Annotated in this window: 15 protein-coding genes; 1 reads left to right on the top strand and 14 read right to left on the bottom strand. The window is 66.9% G+C overall.

The features are described 5' to 3' along the window. Positions 1–110: 110 nt before the first annotated feature. Positions 111–1,016: a LysR family transcriptional regulator gene (locus tag QYL93_RS01505; protein WP_305742298.1), complete on the top strand. Its 906-nt coding sequence runs from the start codon at positions 111–113 to the stop codon at positions 1,014–1,016. Here QYL93_RS01505 and nudB read toward each other — a convergent pair. From nudB to QYL93_RS01435, 14 genes are all read right to left on the bottom strand, one after another. After that, a complete protein-coding gene (gene nudB, locus QYL93_RS01500) occupies positions 991–1,479 on the bottom strand; it encodes a dihydroneopterin triphosphate diphosphatase (RefSeq protein ID WP_305741991.1) in 489 nt (162 codons plus the stop codon). The genes QYL93_RS01505 and nudB overlap by 26 nt on opposite strands. Continuing rightward, entirely contained in the window at positions 1,476–4,145 is a 2,670-nt protein-coding gene (locus tag QYL93_RS01495; protein WP_305741990.1) for a chemotaxis protein CheW, read from the bottom strand. The genes nudB and QYL93_RS01495 overlap by 4 nt, the downstream gene beginning before the upstream one ends. A gap of 225 nt (positions 4,146–4,370) precedes the next feature. Continuing rightward, on the bottom strand, positions 4,371–5,177 hold the full coding sequence (locus tag QYL93_RS01490; RefSeq protein ID WP_305741989.1) for a CsgG/HfaB family protein: 807 nt from the start codon (positions 5,175–5,177) through the stop codon (positions 4,371–4,373). 133 nt (positions 5,178–5,310) lie between these two features. Further along, entirely contained in the window at positions 5,311–7,125 is a 1,815-nt protein-coding gene (aspS, locus tag QYL93_RS01485) for an aspartate--tRNA ligase (protein WP_305741988.1), read from the bottom strand. 44 nt (positions 7,126–7,169) lie between these two features. Further along, a complete protein-coding gene (locus QYL93_RS01480) occupies positions 7,170–7,793 on the bottom strand; it encodes a DUF502 domain-containing protein (RefSeq protein WP_057204902.1) in 624 nt (207 codons plus the stop codon). A 10-nt stretch (positions 7,794–7,803) separates the two neighbouring features. After that, on the bottom strand, positions 7,804–8,151 hold the full coding sequence (locus QYL93_RS01475; RefSeq protein WP_057205226.1) for an FmdB family zinc ribbon protein: 348 nt from the start codon (positions 8,149–8,151) through the stop codon (positions 7,804–7,806). A 119-nt stretch (positions 8,152–8,270) separates the two neighbouring features. Next, positions 8,271–9,716, bottom strand: coding sequence for a sodium:solute symporter family protein (locus tag QYL93_RS01470; RefSeq protein WP_305741987.1), 1,446 nt, complete (start codon positions 9,714–9,716; stop codon positions 8,271–8,273). 41 nt (positions 9,717–9,757) lie between these two features. Further along, positions 9,758–11,341, bottom strand: coding sequence for a ubiquinone biosynthesis regulatory protein kinase UbiB (ubiB, locus tag QYL93_RS01465; protein WP_305741986.1), 1,584 nt, complete (start codon positions 11,339–11,341; stop codon positions 9,758–9,760). Then, positions 11,338–11,967, bottom strand: coding sequence for an SCP2 domain-containing protein (locus QYL93_RS01460; protein WP_305741985.1), 630 nt, complete (start codon positions 11,965–11,967; stop codon positions 11,338–11,340). The genes ubiB and QYL93_RS01460 overlap by 4 nt, the downstream gene beginning before the upstream one ends. A 75-nt stretch (positions 11,968–12,042) precedes the next feature. After that, complete coding sequence (locus QYL93_RS01455; RefSeq protein ID WP_305741984.1) at positions 12,043–13,086, bottom strand: Tim44 domain-containing protein; 1,044 nt, start codon at positions 13,084–13,086, stop codon at positions 12,043–12,045. Positions 13,087–13,122: 36 nt separating this feature from the next. Next, positions 13,123–13,854: a bifunctional demethylmenaquinone methyltransferase/2-methoxy-6-polyprenyl-1,4-benzoquinol methylase UbiE gene (gene ubiE, locus QYL93_RS01450; RefSeq protein ID WP_305741983.1), complete on the bottom strand. Its 732-nt coding sequence runs from the start codon at positions 13,852–13,854 to the stop codon at positions 13,123–13,125. Between the two features lie 236 nt (positions 13,855–14,090). Next, entirely contained in the window at positions 14,091–14,516 is a 426-nt protein-coding gene (locus tag QYL93_RS01445) for a DUF971 domain-containing protein (RefSeq protein ID WP_305741982.1), read from the bottom strand. A 101-nt stretch (positions 14,517–14,617) separates the two neighbouring features. Continuing rightward, on the bottom strand, positions 14,618–15,052 hold the full coding sequence (locus QYL93_RS01440; RefSeq protein WP_305741981.1) for an HIT family protein: 435 nt from the start codon (positions 15,050–15,052) through the stop codon (positions 14,618–14,620). Further along, complete coding sequence (locus QYL93_RS01435; protein WP_305741980.1) at positions 15,049–18,963, bottom strand: FAD/FMN-binding oxidoreductase; 3,915 nt, start codon at positions 18,961–18,963, stop codon at positions 15,049–15,051. The genes QYL93_RS01440 and QYL93_RS01435 overlap by 4 nt, the downstream gene beginning before the upstream one ends. Positions 18,964–19,003 lie beyond the last annotated feature (40 nt).

The raw sequence follows: 19,003 nt of genomic DNA, 5'->3' as shown, positions 1-19,003 counted from the left end.
CGTTGCTGGCGCGTTCTGCGCCTTGCCGCGAAGTATCTGCAGCGACCTTGCGGACCACAATCAATGCTTTCTTATGGATTGTGAAGATGGTCTAATGAATGGCCATGGCCATCTCCCTGCCCCACTTCACGCCGCGCCAGCTCGAAGCCTTTGTCACCGTGGCCGAGATGCGCAGCTTCACGGCCACGGCGGACCGGCTGGCGCTCACGCCCTCGGCCGTGAGCCAGCTTGTGGGCGAGCTGGAGGATGCGCTCGGCTTCAAGCTCTTCGAGCGCAGCACGCGCCGCGTGGCCATCACCAGCGCCGGGCGCGAGTTCCTGGGCTCGGCCGAGTCGGTGCTCAAGCACCTGCGCATGGCGCAATCGGCCGCCAGCGACGTGCGCAACCGCGCGGCGGGCATCGTGCGCATTGCGGCGCCCCTGGTCGTGGCCAGCGTGATCCTGCCCCAGGCCATCAAGGCCTACCTGCAGGAGCGCCCCAAGGTGCGCATCCACATCCGCGACGTGCCGGTAGAAAAACTGGTGGATGCAGTCGCCAGCGGCGATGCCGACCTGGCCCTGGGCCCGGACCGGGCCTGCGGCGACGACGTGGCGCGCACGCAGCTGTTTCAGAGCCCCTGGGTGCTGTGGTGCGCCCCTACGCACCCGCTGGCGCGCCAGCGCAGCGTGACCTGGCAGCAGCTGCACGCCCACCCGCTGGTGGCCGCCGGCCGCGACCACGAGCGCAGCGTGGCGCAGATGCACACCGGCCTGCCCAGCGAACAGCGCGTGACGCCGGTGGAGATCGTGGACAACATCTCCACCGCCCTGGGCCTGGCCGCCGCCGACGTGGCCGCCACGCTGGCGCCCGACTACGTGGGCGCATTGGCCAAGCCGCTCGGGCTGGTGCGCCGGCGCATCCTGGCGCCCGAAGCCATGCGCTACGTGTGCCTGTACAACCCCACGCAGCGCGCCACGTCCCCGGCGGCCGAGGGCTTTGCGGAGCACCTGGTCAAGGTGCTGCCCCAGCGCCGCTGAAGCGGGGGAGCAGCAGGCAGGCCTCGGCGTTGCTGGCAGAAAAGCAGCGGTCCGCCGCATCGCGCCAGGGCAGCCACTGGTAGGCCACATGCTCGCGCGGGCTCAGCACCACGGGCGTGCCTGCAGGCACGCACAGGCCGAAGACGCGCTCGCGGTTGAGCACCACGCCTGGCGCATAGCGGTGGCGCCACTGGGGCCAGATGTCGTAGACGTTCTCCAGCAGCCAGTCGCTCAGCACGCAGCCGCTGGCCTGCACGTCGATGCCGGTTTCCTCCTGCACCTCGCGCGCGGCGGTGGCTTCCCAGGGTTCGTCCTCGCGGTCCTTGCTGCCGGTGACGGACTGCCAGTGCTCGCCCCCGTCTGCACGCCGAATGAGCAGGATGTCGAGGGCTGGCGTGTGCACCACGACCAGCACCGACTGCGGCAGCTTGAAAGGTCGCGCCCCGACCTCCTGGCCACTCATGCCGCAGCCACGAGCGCGTCGACGTCGTGCGCAGGGCCTTCGGCCAGCGCGCCCAGGGCGCACTGCAGCAGCCACTGCGGGGAGATGCGGCACAGCAAGCCAGGGGCCTGTTTGCCGCCAGCGGTGGGGACCGGGATCACGGCATCGATCAACGCAGTGCCCGCAGGCCCGCCAGCCATGCCCACGGGGCGCAGCTCCCGCCGGTCCAGGTCAAGCATGGCGCCCAGTGCATCGACGCGCAGGACGAACTCGCGCGTGCTGCCCCCCTCCAGCGGCACACGCACCAGCACCATCTGGCGGTTGGGGTCGGCCGCGCGCAACACGGGCGCATCGCCCGGCCCCGCTGCCACCACGCTGCGCAGGTCCACCACGGAGTAGACGCGCTCGCCGATCTGCGCGAGCCCCAGGAAAGGAAGGCGCGATCCCCCGCCATGGAGCACCGCCACGTCGGGGGCGGCCGTGACGACCTGGACCGCCTCGACCCCCAGCCAGTGGGAGCCGATCAGGAAGGTCGCCATCTGCACGCGGTGGCCGGCCTCCACCCGTGCAGCGCCCGCATGCGCATCGACCATGGGCGCGGGAGGGGTTGCCAGGCGGCGCTCGCACAGGTGGCGCAGCACCAGGCAGCCGAGGCCATGCTCGTAGCCATCGCTGGTGCGGAACTCGCGGTAGCCCTGCCCGCGCGCCTGGCCCATGCCGTACAGATGGCCGCCGAGCGCAGCCGTGCGTCCCCCCTGGCGGCTGGTGGCGATGGCCTCGGGTGCCTGCAGGACCGCAGCGTCACCGCTGGCGCGCACCAGGCGGTCCTGCGCATCGACGAAGGCCAGCGTGTCGCGCGCGCCCGTGCCCACGGCGCAGTCATCCAGGATGGACTGGAGCTGGTTGGCAGCATCCCAGACGATGGCGATGCCGCCGAGCACCGGTCCACCCGCACTGCGCCCCATCCCGTCGCCGACGTCGGCCCGCACAGCTGCGGCATACACGAAGGTGGGACCCTCGGCGTAGAAGCGGCTGGCCTCGTAGCGGCTCACGGTGTAGGCCTGGCTGCCCTGCAAGCGCAGGCAGCGCTGTGCCCAGTCCTCGTCCAGCCGGGTGCCCACCTGGTGGCCCTGCCCCGGTTGCGAGACGGCGACGACCCGGCCATCGGTGCCGAACAGCACCAGGCAGGCATACACCGTGTACAGGCTATTGATCTCCGCAAGCACCGCCGTGGCCTGGCTGCAGCCCTGGGTGCCTGCGGCGAGGGTGCGGGCGAACTGCGGCGTGAGCGCCCACCAGCGGCAGTCGTTGGCCCGCTCGTAGAGGTTGCGGTCCAGGATCTGCATGGCCAGTGCGGCGCGGCCCTGGGCGTCGCGCAGCAGGGAGCGCAGCACCACGCTGTAGAGGTCTTGCAGGGCACTGGCAAAGGCCTGAGCGGTCTTGCGCGCGGTGGCACCGATCTCGGACAGCAGGGTCTTGGCAAACAATAGCTCGCGCGGGGCCGCCGCATCCCGGCCACCACCACCGCCATCACCCCCATCGCCGATCTGGTTGAGCTCCAGCAGCCCATTCCAGACCGAGCGCTCCAGCGCCGACTGGATGGCGGCCGAGCGCTGAGGAATCTCGCGCAGTTCCTGCGACAGCAGCTGTGCCTGGCCCGACAGCTCGTTGGCCAGCGCACTGCGCTCGTCGTGCGAGGCCTCGTCGAAAGCGATGTCGAGAGGCAGCAGCGCCACGCCGCGCCAGCCCGGCCCCTGGTAGTCCTGGAAGCCCTGGGTATCGCGCACGGCCATCAGGTAGCGCCGGCTGGCATGGCGCACCGCATGCACCCCAGAGCTGCCCGCCTGGGGCAATAGCCAGCCGGCCGGCAGCTGCAGCGGGTCGCCCGACACGAGCACACGCCCCGAGGCATCGACCAGGGCCAGCACCACATCACTGCCTTGCAGGGTGCCTTGTGCGTCCTCGAGCTGCACCGAGTCGAAGATGGCCGGCATCTCATCGGCCAGCTTGAATTCCAGGCACAGCAAGCCCACGATGCGCCCGCCCGAGTGCACACGCCGGGCATAGACCAGGGTTTCGGCACCGGTGCCGCAAAAGCCATGCACGGCATGGTGCTCGACATAGCCCGCATCGCTTTGCAGCACCGAACGCAGGAATGCGGCGTCGGCATCCACCTGGTCGAGCCCGCCCACCGGGCTCACGGCACGCAGGCTGGCACAGGGCTGCAGGTCGGTGTCGAAAAGCAAGATGTTGCCGTAGACCGTGTACTTGCTGGCGTACTCGGCCAGGCGCGCCTCGATCAGCGGGCGCAGGGACGGGTCCGGGTCGGCGAGGTACTCGGCCACCCCCACGTCGGTGGCAAAAAAGCCGATGTCGGCCGTGCGCTCGAACAGGTTGCGCACCAGCACGTCGATGCACACCTGGGCGCGGGCGGCCAGGTCTTCGGTGCGGTTTTTCAGGGCCTCGCTGACCAGGCCCTGCATCAGGTCGCTGGAGAGGGCCGCGAAGTCCCTGCGCGCCTGAGCCAGGTCACCGCCCGATGAGGCCTTGGACGACAGCAGCGACAGCGAGGACAGCAGCGAGAGCTGGTCCCAGGCGCTTTCGACCAGGCGCAGCTCCTGGCGCTGGTGCTGGGCGGAAGGCATGTAGCGCAGCCATTGTTCGGAGGAATTCGGGGAGGATTGCACGGGAAAAGTCCTTTGCGCGATGGGCCCGGTGACGCTGCATTGTGCGGCGGGGCCTGCTGCCCTCCAACTAGCATATTGCATGCCTTTTGCAAATATATTGCCCAGCTTGGCGCAAGGCTGACGGCAGGTACGCCGCAGCATGCGGCGAGACTTAGTGCTTCGGGGCACGCCAAGACGACCTATCCAGGGCCCGGATAGATCGTCAACAGGCCCATGGGCCCGAGGTCAGGGCTTGGCCCTGGTCGCCACGGGTGGCGGCAGTTCCTTGGCCTGCAGCTGCTGTACCTGGGTCACGAGCTTGTTGTGCGCATCAAGGAAGGCGGCGGCGATGACCTTGCCCTCGTTGGTGTTGCTCCAGCCGGCGCCGCCGGCCCCGCCCATTCGCCCCCAGAGCAGGCCCGCCGCGCCCAGGTCAGTGGTGCGCGCGGCGCCGGTGGCTGCTGCCACCTGCTCGGTGGTCTCGTTGTCGGTGAGCAGGAGCGCGGTCTGCGCCTCCTTGAACTTGACCTGCTCGGCCAGACCCACCAGGCCCGCGATGTCGCGCAGCACGGGGATCATGGCGATCACGCCAGCGATGCTGCGGCCCGCGTCCTGCTCGCTGAAGGTCAGGCTCGGCGTCAGCGTGTACTGCGCCTCGTAGCCCTTGCCCTTGGCCACGGTGGAGTTCTTGCGCAGGATGCCTGCGTCCTTGAGCTCCTGCTCCTGCACCGTGCCGCGCAGGCCGGCCGCCCGGTCGACGATGCGAAAGCAGCCGCTTTGCTGGGCGATCAGGCGGATCAGCGGCACGGGCGATGCCGGCAGCTGGTAGCTGCTGGAGACGGTGTAGCCGTTGGGATTTTCGGCCAGGGCCAGCGTGGCCACGGGCTGGGTGCACTGCGTGAGTTCCTTGGCCGCGTCCTTGGCGCCCGCAGGCCCGGCGGAGCCGGAGACCACAGAGCCGCCCTGGCCCAGTTCGGTCTTCTTTTCACCGCAGCCGGCCAGCAGCAGGGCCACGAGCACCAGGGCCAGGGGGGCTTTCACGGAAGAGCGCATGGTGAACCTCGACTCGATTCGAAAGGGGGAGAACACGGTGGGCATGGGCCATGAAAAAAGCGGCACCGGCCAATGGCCGCTACCGCTTCTTGTCAGAAATACCCAGTCATGGGAGTGACGGGGTGGACCCGGCTCAGGCCGCCTTGACGGCGTCCACGTTGCGCAGGCGGATGTGCAGCTCGCGCAGCTGCTTTTCGTCCACCGGCGACGGGGCCTGCGTGAGCAGGCACTGGGCGCGCTGGGTCTTGGGGAAGGCGATCACGTCGCGGATCGACTCGGCACCGGTCATCAGCGTCACGATGCGGTCCAGTCCGAAAGCCAGGCCGCCGTGCGGGGGCGCGCCGTACTGCAGCGCGTCCAGCAGGAAGCCGAACTTCTCCTGGGCTTCCTCGGGCGAGATCTTCAGGGCGTCGAACACCTTCTGCTGCACGTCGGCGCGGTGGATACGGACCGAGCCGCCACCCATTTCCCAGCCGTTGAGCACCATGTCGTAGCCCTTGGAGATGCACTTCTCGGGGGCCGTGACCATCCAGTCCTCATGGCCATCCTTGGGGCTGGTGAAGGGGTGGTGCACCGAGTTCCAGCGCTGGTTGTCCTCGTCGAACTCGAACATCGGGAAGTCCACCACCCACAGCGGGGCCCAGCGGTCTTCGAACAGGCCGTTCTTCTTGCCGAACTCGCTGTGGCCGACCTTGATGCGCAGGGCGCCGATGGCGTCGTTGACGATCTTTTCCTTGTCGGCACCGAAGAAGATCAGGTCGCCGTCCTGCGCGCCCGTGCGCTTGAGGACTTCTGCAATCGCGGCATCGTGGATGTTCTTGACGATGGGGCTTTGCAGGCCGTCACGGCCCTTGGACAGGTCGTTGACCTTGACCCAGGCCAGGCCCTTGGCACCGTAGATCTTGACGAACTCGGTGTAGGCGTCGATCTCGCCGCGCGACAGGCCCGTGCCTTCCCTGGCACCACCGGGCACGCGCAGGGCGACCACGCGGCCGCCCTTTATGTTGGCCGCGCCGGAGAAGACCTTGAAGTCCACGTCCTTCATGGCGTCGGTCAGGTCGGTGAATTCGAGCTTCACGCGCAGGTCGGGCTTGTCCGAGCCGTAGCGGAAGGCCGCGTCCTGGTAGGTCATGACCGGGAACTCGCCCAGGTCCACGCCCAGCGTGTTCTGGAACACCGTCTTGATCATGCCCTGGAACATGTCGCGGATGTCCTGCTCTTCCATGAACGAGGTTTCGATATCGATCTGGGTGAACTCGGGCTGGCGGTCGGCACGCAGGTCTTCGTCGCGAAAGCACTTGGTGATCTGGTAGTAGCGGTCGAAGCCGGCCACCATCAACAGCTGCTTGAACAGCTGGGGCGACTGGGGCAGCGCAAAGAAGTGGCCGTCGTGCACGCGGCTTGGCACCAGGTAGTCGCGCGCGCCTTCGGGCGTGCTCTTGGTGAGCATGGGGGTCTCGATGTCCACGAAGCCGTTGGCGTCGAGGAATTTGCGCACTTCCATGGTCACCCGGTAGCGCAGCATCAGGTTGTTCTGCATGTAGGGACGGCGCAGGTCCAGCACGCGGTGCGTGAGGCGCGTGGTTTCACTCAGGTTTTCCTCGTCGATCTGGAACGGAGGCGTGACCGAGGGGTTGAGCACGTTCAATTCGTGGCACAGCACTTCGATCTGGCCGGTCTTGAGCTTGTCGTTGGTGGTGCCGCCAGGACGGGCCCGCACCACGCCCTTGACCTGCACGCAGAACTCGTTGCGCAAGTCTTCGGCGATCTTGAACATCTCGGCGCGGTCGGGGTCGCACACCACCTGCACATAGCCTTCGCGGTCGCGCAGGTCGATGAAGATCACCCCACCGTGGTCACGGCGGCGGTTCACCCAGCCAGACAGGGTGACGGTTTGGCCCAACAGGGCTTCGGTCACAAGACCGCAATAGTGGGAACGCATGGCCATGGCAGAACTTCCGGCGCCCCTCGGGCGCATTGAGAGAGAAAGGGTTACTTGGGAGGCAGCTGGATGGTCGGATCGACCGGGGCCACCACGCCCATCGAAACAATGTACTTGAGCGCCGAGTCCACGCTCATGTCGAGCTCGACGCAGTCGCTCTTGCGCAGCATCACGAAATAGCCACCCGTGGGGTTCGGGGTGGTGGGCACGTAGACGCTCACGAATTCATCGCGCAGGTAGGCTGCGATCTCGCCATTGGGCGCACCAGTGACGAAGGCCACCGTCCAGACGCCTTCACGCGGCCACTGCACCAGCACCGCCTTGCGAAACGCGTTGCCATTCTCGGCGAACAGCGTGTCGGAGACCTGTTTAACACTGGAGTAGATCGAGCGCACCACCGGGATGCGGTGCACCAGGGCATCGCCCCACTGCACCAGCTTGCGGCCCGCAAAATTGCTGGCCACAGCGCCCACCACCAGCAGGATCACCAGGGTCAGCACCACGCCGAAGCCTGGCACGTGCACACCCAGCACCTTGTCCGGGTGCCAGTTCTCCGGCAGGATCTGCAGGGTCTGGTCCAGTGTGCTGACGATCCAGTGCAGCACCCACGCGGTGATGACGCCGGGCACGATGACCAGCAGACCGGTGAACAACCATTTGCGCAAGGAAGGCATCCGCTGAGACTCAGGTTTTGGGGGTGGAGCCCGTGCTGGCGCTAGGAGCGCTGGCAGGAGGGGTGGATTCCTTCTTGGGGGCGGTGTCCGTGCTGGCGGCCGCTGGCGCCGCTGCGGGGGCATCGCCGCCCTTGGCATCGGCAGCGGGTGCCGCAGCAGGCGCGCCGGCTGTGTTTCCACCGCGAAAATCCGTCACGTACCAGCCCGAACCCTTGAGCTGGAAGCCCGCAGCGGTGACCTGCTTGGAGAACGCCTCGGCGCCGCACGCCGGGCACACCGAGAGTGGTGCGTCGGAGAGTTTTTGCAGCACGTCCTTGGCATGGCCACAGGAACTGCATTTGTAGGCGTAGATAGGCATGTCGGGCGTGTCGTTGAAGGCAAAGTGCAAAACCTTCAATTATAGGCGTGCAGGCCGGCGCGCCCCACTTCTCCCCGTGCATGCGGGGTCTGCAGGGGCTTTGGCGCGCCTGCGCCGGCTTACTCCACGCCCACCACGCGGTGGTGCCCGGCGTGGCGGTTGGCCAGCAGTTGCGGAAGCAGCGAACCGAGCAGCATGCCCACGACGGCGGCCAGCAGGCCGGCGAGTTGGGCCGGGAACACTTCACCCCAGGGGGTATTGAGCAGCAGCAGCCAGATGCCCAGTCCAAGCACGATGGCCAGGATGGCGCCCTGCGTGGTGGCGCGCTTCCAGTACAGGCCCGCCACCAGCGGCACGAAGGCACCCACCAGCGGCACCTGGTAGGCACCCGAGACCAGCTCGTAGATGGACGTGCCCTGCATGCGGATCGCATAGGCCAGCACGCAGCCGCTGAACACCAGGGTGGTGATGCGCATGGTGCGCAGGTGTTCCTTGTCCGTCATCGTGGGGCGGAACTGGCGCCAGATGTTCTCGGTGAAGGTGACACTGGGCGCCAGCAGGGTGGCCGAGGCCGTGGACTTGAGCGCCGAGAGCAGCGCGCCGAAGAACAGCACCTGCATGAAGAAGGGCATCTTGGCCATCACCAGCGTGGGCAGCACCTTCTGCGGGTCGTCCTTGAGCAGCGCGGCCGTCTCGCCGGGCATGATGATCAGGGCGCTGGCCACCAGGAACATGGGCACGAAGGCGAACAGGATGTAGCAGATGCCGCCGATGATCGGGCCGCGCGTGGCGGCTTTGACGTTGTTGGCCGACATCACGCGCTGGAACACGTCCTGCTGCGGGATGGAGCCGAACATCATGGTGATGCCCGCCGCGATGAAGAACACCACGTCGTGGAACTTGGGTTCGGGCAGAAAGCGGAACAGCTCGCGGTTGGACGCAAACTCGATCACCTTGTCGGCCCCGCCAGCCATGTTGCCCGCAAACACGGCAATGATGGCCAGCCCGACCACCAGGATGATCATCTGGATGAAGTCGGTGACCGCCACAGACCACATGCCGCCGAACAACGTGTAGGCCAGGATGGACACCACGCCGATGACCATGCCCATGGGGATGCTGATGGCCCCGCCCGAGAGCAGGTTGAACACCAGCCCCAGCGCAGTGACCTGCGCCGACACCCAGCCCAGGTAGCTGAGCATGATGATCAGCGAACAGACGACTTCCACTGTGCGGCCATAGCGCTCGCGGTAGTAGTCGCTGATGGTCAGCAGCGTCATGCGGTAGAGCTTGCCCGCGAAGAACAGTCCCACCAGGATCAGGCAGAAGCCCGCGCCGAAGGGGTCTTCGACCACGTTCCCGAGCCCCCCCTCGATGAACTTGGCCGGAATTCCCAGCACTGTTTCCGAGCCGAACCACGTGGCGAACGTGGTGGTGATGATCATGTACAGCGGCAGGTGCCGCCCGGCAATGGCGAAATCCGCCGCGTTCTTCACGCGCCGGGCCGCCACGAGGCCGATGGCAATGGTGATCAACAGATAGGCAATGACCAGGGTCAACAGCACGGCATGCTCCTCGATGTCGCGAAGGGGTGGGGAAGTGGAACCTAAAAAATCCGGAAGCGGAAAAACACTTGCAACTGCTGTACCAGCACCAGGGCCAGCAGGCCCAGCACGAAGCCCGCGCCCGTGTAGATGATGGCGTGCAGCAGGCGGTTGGTGCGCTTTTGCTCCGCCATCAGCTCCAGCAGTTCACGCCGATGGTCCTGGGGCTTGTGGCGCAGGTAGTCGTGCAGCAGGCGCGGCAGCTCGGGCAGCATTTTGGCAAAGTGCGGCCCCTCGGCCTGGATTTCGCGCCACAGGCGCTGCGGCCCCATCTGGTCGAGCATCCATTTTTCAAGAAAGGGCTTGGCGGTGCTCCACAGGTCCAGTTCCGGGTCGAGCTGGCGGCCCAGGCCCTCGATGTTGAGCAGCGTCTTTTGCAGCAGCACCAGCTGCGGCTGGATCTCGACGTGAAAGCGCCGCGAGGTCTGGAACAGGCGCATCAGCACCATGCCCAGTGAAATCTCCTTGAGCGGCCGGTCGAAGTAGGGCTCGCAGACGGTGCGGATCGCCGATTCGAGGTCGTTCACCCGCGTGTCCGGCGGCACCCAGCCGCTTTCGATGTGCAGCTCGGCCACGCGCTTGTAGTCGCGCCGGAAGAAGGCGGTGAAGTTCTGCGCCAGGTACTCCTTGTCGAACTCGGTGAGCGTGCCCACGATGCCGAAGTCCAGCGAGATGTAGCGCCCGAAGGTGGCCGCATCCAGGCTCACCTGGATGTTGCCCGGGTGCATGTCGGCGTGGAAGAAGCCGTCGCGAAACACCTGGGTGAAGAAAATGGTGACGCCGTCGCGCGCCAGTTTGGGGATGTCCACACCCGCATCGCGCAGCCGCTCGATCTGGTTGATGGGCACGCCGTTCATGCGCTGCATCACCATCACCTCGGCGTGGCAGAAGTCCCAGAAGATCTCGGGGATCAGCACCAGGTCCAAGCCGGACATGTTGCGCCGCAGCTGCGCCGCATTGGCCGCTTCGCGCACCAGGTCCAGCTCGTCGTGCAGGTAATTGTCGAACTCGGCGACCACCTCGCGGGGCTTCAGGCGCTTGCCATCGGCCGAGAGGCTTTCCACCCAGCCGGCCATCATGCGCATCAGCGCCAGGTCTTTTTCGATCACCGGCAGCATGCCCGGGCGCAGCACCTTCACGGCCACTTCGCGTTCGATGCCGTGGCGGTCGCGCAGCGTGGCGAAGTGCACCTGGGCGATGGAGGCACTGGCCACCGGTGTGCGGTCGAAAAAGGTGAAGACCTCGTCCACAGGCCGGCGGAAGGCGCGCTCGATGGTGGCGATGGCGATGTCGGAATGGAACGGCGGCACGCGGTCCTGCAGCAGTGCCAGCTCGTCGGCGATATCCGCTGGCAGCAGGTCGCGGCGGGTGGAGAGCACCTGGCCGAACTTGACGAAGATGGGGCCCAGGCGCTCCAGCGCCTCGCGCAGGCGCTGGCCTCGGGGGGCATCCAGGTTGCGCCCGATGGAGACGATGCGGGACACCAGGCGCAGCCACGGCTTCTGGAAGCTGTCGAGCACCAGCCCGTCCAGCCCATAGCGGAACACCACCCAGAGGATGGCCACACCCCGGAGAAAACGCTTCATGGACCGGTCCGGTCAGCGCCAGGGCTGGTGCTGCTGCCTGCTGGGGCTGGGGGCACGGGGGCCGCAGGCGCCGGGTACGCGGCGGTGGAGCTGCCATCGGCTGGCGGCACGCGCGAGCCCACGAACTGGCGCAGCGCCTGCGCAGCCTTGCGGGCCACTTCGCTGATGGTGTGCGCGGGCGCATCACCCACCACGCGCGAGAGGTCCTCCTCCAGGTCCCAGCGCACGTTGTCCACCAGCCAGTTGATCTCGGCGGCCAGCTGCACGTCGCCCTCGATGCGGATGGCGGGCTTGTCGCCACGCAGCGCCACCTGGGCCAGCGCCAGGGGCGAGGTCTCGGTCACTTCGAGCTGCAGGTCGGGCGTGGCGCCTTCGGCGGCCAGGTTCAGGAGGCCGGCCGGCGTGATCACCAGCGCCATGGAGAACGCGCGCCACTGCACGCGTGCCACGCGCCCGCGCTGACGCACCAGGCGGTCCATGGCTTCCTTCTCCTGCATGAGCACATGGTTCAGGAACAGCACCAGCCGCTGCTGCACCTCGTGCACGAGCCATTGCGGCGGTTGTGGGCCGGCGGCCAGCCGTTCAAAGAGGCCATCCAGGAACGAAAAAGGGGACTGTGTTGCCATAGTCCCCGATTATTCCCTGAACTCGGCCCAAAACATGGGTTTTGGACCGATCCGGGGTGATTTACAAAGCCGTGATCACTGCAGGGCCTGCACGCCGGCCACGAGCCAGCCGCTGGCACCACTGCGGGACTTGGTCATGTTCCACACTTCGCGGAAGGGGCTCGGGCCTGCCGAGGGCTCTTCGCGGATCATGCCCGAGAACTCCACGCTGGCCATGTAGCCATCGTCCAGTTCCTCGATGCCCAGCAGTTGCGCGTCGATCATCACCACGTCGGTGTGGTTGGGCTCGGCACCGCGGTGCGTCTCGCGCTCGGCCAGCTGCGAGCGGATCTCCTCGACCATGCTGTCGGTCATCATGGAGCGCAAGGTGGTGATATCCGAGCGGTCCCACGCGGCCTGCAAGGTCACGAAATTGCGCTTGGCTGCAGCCAGGAAACCGGGTGTGTCGAAGCCCTCGGGCACACCCCAGTTCTGCGAACCCGACAGGGCCGCACCGGCCGCACCTGCTGCAGCGCCGGTCAGGCCGGAGCCGATCACCGTGCCTGCGCCGGTGGCGCCGGCTTGGGTGCGTGCTGCATCAAAGGCCATGCTGTTGCGCTCCCAGGGGCGGGCCGATGCATCGTTGCCGACGTTGTTGGGGCTGTACTGCGCAGGCACCTGGGCCGCAGCCGGCGTGGCTGCACCGGCACCCTGGAAGGCGAAGGGCGAACCACCGGCCGACGTGCCCTGGTTGCCACCGCCGTTGCGCATGCGCATGACCATCTTGAAGATGGCGAAGGCAGCGACGGCCAGCAGCAGGATCATCAGGATGTTGCCGAAGCCTGCACCCAGTCCCAGCGAACTGGCCAGCCAGGCCAGGCCCAGGCCCGCAGCCAGGCCGCCGAGCATGGCACCCCAGGGCTTCTTGGGGGCTGCAGCGGCAGGCGCGGCAGCGGGCGCGGCCGGCTTGGCCGCGTTGTTGGCGTTTTGCGCGGGGCCGCCAGGTGCCGCAGATTCGCGCTGCGTCACATTGCTCGATTGCTTGCCCACGGAGTTGCCGCCACCCAGGCGGCGGGCGTCGGCATCCGCATGCGCGAACGCCAGCATTGCCACCAGAACCACAGACCACAGTTTCATCATGTCATCTCCATCTTGTATACGGCTGAACTTTGCTGCTCAGCACTTGATTCCAACATGCAAGGCCACTATGCCGCCAGTCATGTTGTGATAGTCCACATGCCCAAAGCCAGTTTGCTGCATGAGGCTTTTGAGCTCTTCCTGGCCCGGATGCATGCGGATCGATTCAGCCAGGTAGCGGTAGCTGGAGTCATCGCCGGCCACCAGCTTGCCCAGTTGCGGCAGCACCTTGAAGGAGTACCAGTCGTAGGCTTTGGTGAGCGGCTTGGCCACCTTGGAGAATTCGAGCACCAGCAGCTTGCCGCCGGGCTTGAGCACGCGGCACATTTCCTTGAGCGCAAGATCCTTGTGCGTCATGTTGCGCAAACCAAACGCCACGCTCACCACGTCGAAGTGGGCATCGGGAAACGGCAGCTTCTCGGCATCGCACACCAGGGTGGGCAGCACCACGCCCGCGTCGATCAGGCGGTCGCGCCCGGTGCGCAGCATAGCCTCATTGATGTCGGTGTGCACCACGCGGCCGGTGGTGCCGACCTTCTTCGAAAACGCCAGGGCCAGGTCGCCCGTGCCGCCCGCAATGTCCAGCACCTGGCTGCCCTCGCGCAGGTTGGCCACCATCACGGTGTAGGCCTTCCAGGCGCGGTGCAGGCCCGCCGACATGAGGTCGTTCATGACGTCGTACTTGGAGGCGACGGAATCGAACACACCGCGCACGTGGCGCGCTTTTTCCTGCTCGTCGACGGACTGGAAACCGAAGTGGGTGGTGCTCATGGGATTCATGCTAGGCGCGTGGGCGCCCAAGGTACAGCGACAACCCCGCACTGAAACGGGGCATCTGCCGCAGGGGTTTTTCAATACCCAGCATCAAAAGACAGCCAACACCTGTCCATGCATGCCGGGTTAGCTATTGTAAAAAGAGCAGAGGCAGCCGATGCACTGGTCGCCATAGTGGTGCGCGCGGGCCACAGCGGCCGCGACGGCCCGGCCCATACGGAGTTGGGCGGGTATCAATGGCTGCCGCAGGCGCCGCCGCCGTGGTCGTGGCCCTTGGGTGCCATGGGCGCATCGCGGTCCACCCCGGCATCGGCCAGCCGGCTTTCGTACTGTGCCCACAGCGCGGCCTCCTGCTGGCCCAGCTCGTACAGGTATTCCCAGGTGAAGATGCCGGTGTCATGTCCGTCCGAGAAGGTGGGTTTGACGGCGTAGTTGCCGATGGGCTCCAGGCCTTCGAGGGCCACGTCGCGCTTGCCGGTCTGCAGCACCTCCTGGCCGGGCCCGTGGCCCTTCACCTCGGCGGAAGGCGAGTACACACGCATCAGCTCGAAGGGAATGCGGAATGCCGCGCCGTCCGAGAACACCACTTCGAGCACCCGCGACTTGCCATGCACCGTGAGCGCCTGGGGAGTGGGCGAACCCGCTTTCAAACCTGCCATGGATATACACCTGTGAGAAACTGCCTTGGCGACGACCGCCAGGCCGGCCTGCATTGTCCCACCCGCAGGCCGTACAGCGTGCAACCCGCTGGGCTGCGCGGTTACTGCAGTGCCTGCAGCTCGGCCACCATGGCGGCCTCGGTCGCCGGAAGGCGCGCACGCAGCGCGGCTTCCTGGTCCGCTGGGCCGGGCCGCTGGGCCGCCGCCCACACCGGCGCGGGGAAATGGCTGTCCCAGGCGAAGCGGGCGATCACGTGCCAGTGCAGGTGCGGCACCATGTTGCCCAGCGCCGCCAGGTTGACCTTGGTGGGCGCCAGGTGCTGGCGCAGCGCCTGCTCCACGGCCGTGACGGCCTCCATGCAGTGCACGCGGTCGGCGGCCGGCAGATCGGAGAACTCGGCCACATGGGCATTCCACACCACGCGGTAGAAGGCCGGAAAGCCCGCTTCGTCCGCGCGGATCACACGCACGCGCGTGCCGCGCCATACCGGCGTTCCGCCATCGGCGGCGCACAATGGGCAAACCCCTTGGCTCATACCAGAACCCGCTCGATACCGCCCTGGTTCGCGCGCTCCACGTACTCGGGCATCCAGTTCTCGCCCAGAATCTCGCGTGCCATCTCGACCACGATGTAGTCGGCTTCGAGCAGGCCGTTGTTCAGGTCGTCCTGGTAGCGGTTCAGGCCCTGCAGGCAGCTCGGGCAGCTGGTGAGGATCTTCACGTTGTCCTTCTCGCCCACGGCGCCGCTGGCACGCAGGGTGGCCTCGCCCTTCTTGATCTCTTCTTCCTTGCGAAAGCGCACCTGGGTGGAGATGTCGGGGCGCGTCACGCCCAGCGTGCCCGATTCGCCGCAGCAGCGCTCGCTCTTGAGCACCTGCTCGCCCACCAGCGCCTTCACGGTCTTCAGGGCGTCCTGCTGCTTCATGGGGTTGTGGCAGGGCTCGTGGTACAGGTAGGCGCCCTTGCCCTGCAGGGTGATGCCCTTTTCCAGCAGGTACTCGTGGATGTCGATGATGCGGCTGCCCGGGAAGATCTTGTCGAACTCGTAGCCCTGCAACTGGTCGTAGCAGGTGCCGCAGCTGACCACCACGGTCTTGATGTCGAGGTAGTTCAGCGTGTTGGCCACGCGGTGGAAGAGCACCCGGTTGTCGGTGATCATCTTCTCGGCCTTGTCGAACTGGCCGCTGCCGCGCTGCGGGTAGCCGCAGCACAGGTAGCCCGGGGGCAGCACGGTCTGCACGCCCGCATGCCAGAGCATGGCCTGCGTGGCCAGGCCCACCTGGCTGAACAGGCGCTCCGACCCGCAACCGGGGAAGTAGAACACCGCCTCGGCCTCGGCCGTGGTGGCCTTCGGGTTGCGGATGATGGGAACGTAGTCCTTGTCCTCGATGTCCAGCAGCGCACGCGCGGTGCGCTTGGGCAGGCCGCCGGGCAGCTTCTTGTTGATGAAGTGGATCACCTGCTCCTTGACCGGGGCGGTGCCCACGGTGGCAGGCGGCTTGGCGGTCTGCTTGCGGCCCACCTTGCGCAGCAGGTCCACGGCCATGCGCTGCGCCTTGAAGCCCACGCCGACCATGGCCGAACGCATGAACTTGATGGTCTCGGGGTTGGTGGCGTTGAGCATGGTCATCGCCAGCGCGTTGCCGGGGCGGAAGGTCTTCTTGCCCATCTTGCGCAGCAGGTTGCGCATGTTCATGGTGACGTCGCCGAAGTCGATCTTCACCGGACAGGGGCTCTCGCACTTGTGGCACACCGTGCAGTGGTCGGCCACGTCCTCGAACTCCTGCCAGTGCTTGATGCTCACGCCGCGGCGGGTCTGCTCCTCGTAGAGGAAGGCCTCCACCAGCAGCGAGGTCGCCAGGATCTTGTTGCGCGGGCTGTACAGCAGGTTGGCGCGCGGCACGTGCGTGGCGCACACCGGCTTGCACTTGCCGCAGCGCAGGCAGTCCTTGACGGAATCGGCGATGGCGCCGATGTCGCTCTGCTGCATGATCAGCGACTCGTGCCCCATGAGGCCGAAGCTCGGCGTGTAGGCGTTGGTCAGGTCGGCGTGCAGCAGCGCCGGGTCGCGCGCCTGGCCGCCGGAGGTGGCGTCCATGGCCAGCACCGGCGCGGCATCGCGCAGCAGCTTGCCCTTGTTGAAGCGGCCCTCGGGGTCCACGCGCTGCTTGTATTCGGCGAAGGGGCGCAGCTCCTCGTCGGTCAAAAATTCGAGCTTGGTGATGCCGATGCCATGCTCGCCGGAGATCACGCCGTCCAGGCTGCGCGCCAGCACCATGATGCGCTCCACCGCGCGGTGCGCGGTCTGCAGCATCTCGTAGTCGTCGCTGTTGACCGGCAGGTTGGTGTGCACATTGCCGTCACCGGCATGCATGTGCAGGGCCACCCAGACGCGGCCCTTGAGCACGCGCTTGTGGATGGCCGTGGCCTCGTCGAGGATGGGCTTGAAGGCCGCGCCCGCGAAGATGCCCGAGAGCGGGGCGCGCAACTGGGTCTTCCAGCTCGCGCGCAGGGTGTGGTCCTGCAATTGGGGGAACAGGCTGTCCACGTTCTGCAGCCAGGTGGCCCACAGCGTGCGCACCTCGGCCACCAGGGCGATGGCCTGGGCCACGCGGTCCTCGAGCAGTTCGGCCGAGGGGATCTCGTTGGCGTCGTCCTGCTTTCCGAGGGGCAGGTTGCCGCGCTCGAAGAAGTCGGTGAACGCATCGCATAGCTTGATCTTGTTGTGCAGCGACAGCTCGATGTTGATGCGCTCGATGCCATCGGTGTACTCGGCCATGCGCGGCAGCGGAATCACCACGTCTTCATTGATCTTGAAGGCGTTGGTGTGGCGGCTGATGGCCGCCGTGCGCTTGCGGTCGAGCCAGAACTTCTTGCGCGCCTCGGGGCTGATGGCGATGAAGCCTTCGCCGTTGCGCGAATTGGCGATGCGCACCACCTCGCTGGTCACGCGCGCCACTTCGTCGGCATTGTCGCCCGCAATGTCACCGATCAGCACCATCTTGGGCAGGCCACCGTTGCCCTTCTTGCTCTTGGTGGCGTAGCCCACGGCCTTGAGGTAGCGGTCGTCCAGGTGTTCCAGGCCGGCCAGCAGAACGCCGGAGCGCTTTTGCTCGGCGAACATGTAGTCCTTGATCTCGACGATGCTGGGCACCGCGTCCTTGGCATTGCCGAAGAACTCCATGCACACGGTACGGGTGTGCTCGGGCATGCGGTGCACCACCCAGCGCGCGCTGGTGATCAAGCCGTCGCAACCCTCTTTCTGGATACCGGGCAGGCCCGAGAGGAACTTGTCCGTCACGTCCTTGCCCAGGCCTTCCTTGCGGAAGGTCTTGCCCGGAATGGCCAGGCGCTCGGTGCGCACGGGCGTCTTGCCGTCGGCCTCGAAATACTGCAGCTCGAAGGTGGCGGTCTCCACGTCATGGATCTTGCCCATGTTGTGGTCCATGCGGGTCACTTCGAGCCACTGGGCGTCGGGCGTCACCATGCGCCAGCTGGCCAGGTTGTCCAGGGCCGTACCCCAGAGCACGGCCTTCTTGCCGCCCGCGTTCATAGCGATGTTGCCGCCAATGCACGAGGCCTCGGCGCTGGTCGGGTCCACGGCGAAGACAAAGCCCGCGCGCTCGGCCGCATCGGCCACGCGCTGGGTGACCACGCCGGCTTCCGTCCAGACGGTGCCCACCTCGCTGTCCATGCCCGGCAGGCGGCGCATTTCCACCTCGGTCATGGCCTCGAGCTTCTCGGTGTTGATGACCACGCTCTTCCAGGTCAGTGGGATGGCGCCGCCGGTGTAGCCGGTGCCGCCCCCGCGCGGGATGATGGTCAACCCGAGCTCGATGCAGCCCTTGACCAGCAGGGCCATCTCGACCTCGGTGTCGGGCACCAGCACCACGAACGGGTATTCGACGCGCCAGTCGGTGGCGTCGGTCACGTGGCTTACGCGCGAGAGCCCGTCGAACTTGATGTTGTCCTTGGCCGTCAGGCGCCCCAGCGTGCGCTGGATGCGCCGGCGCAGCTCGGTGGCCTGCACGAAGGTGGCGTTGAACGCGGCCACGGCCTTGCCTGCAGCCTCGACCAGCTCGCCCACCAGGCGGTCACGCCCGGCGTCGTCTCCCGGGGTGCGGCGCTTGTCGATCTCGGCCAGGCGGTGCTGCAGGGCCTCCACCAGCTGCTTGCGCCGGCCGGGGTTGTCCAGCAGGTCGTCCTGCAGGTAGGGGTTGCGCTGCACCACCCAGATGTCGCCCAGCACCTCGTAGAGCATGCGGGCGGATCGCCCGGTGCGCCGTTCCTTGCGCAGTTGATCGAGGACCTCCCAGGCCGGGGACCCCAGCAGGCGGATCACGATCTCCCGGTCGGAGAACGAGGTGTAGTTATAGGGGATCTCGCGCAGACGCACAGGCTCGGCGGCCTGCGTCTGCAAGGCAGCCAACGCTATCGGAACATTCATGGGGGTCTACCTGGGGTGGGCGCTGCGCGCCCATGAGCCT

The organism is Acidovorax sp. A1169, assembly GCF_030704685.1.
Classification (GTDB): Bacteria; Pseudomonadota; Gammaproteobacteria; order Burkholderiales; family Burkholderiaceae_C; genus Acidovorax.
Note: the sequence above shows the minus strand (reverse complement) of the source record. Positions and strands in the feature narration are given on the sequence as shown.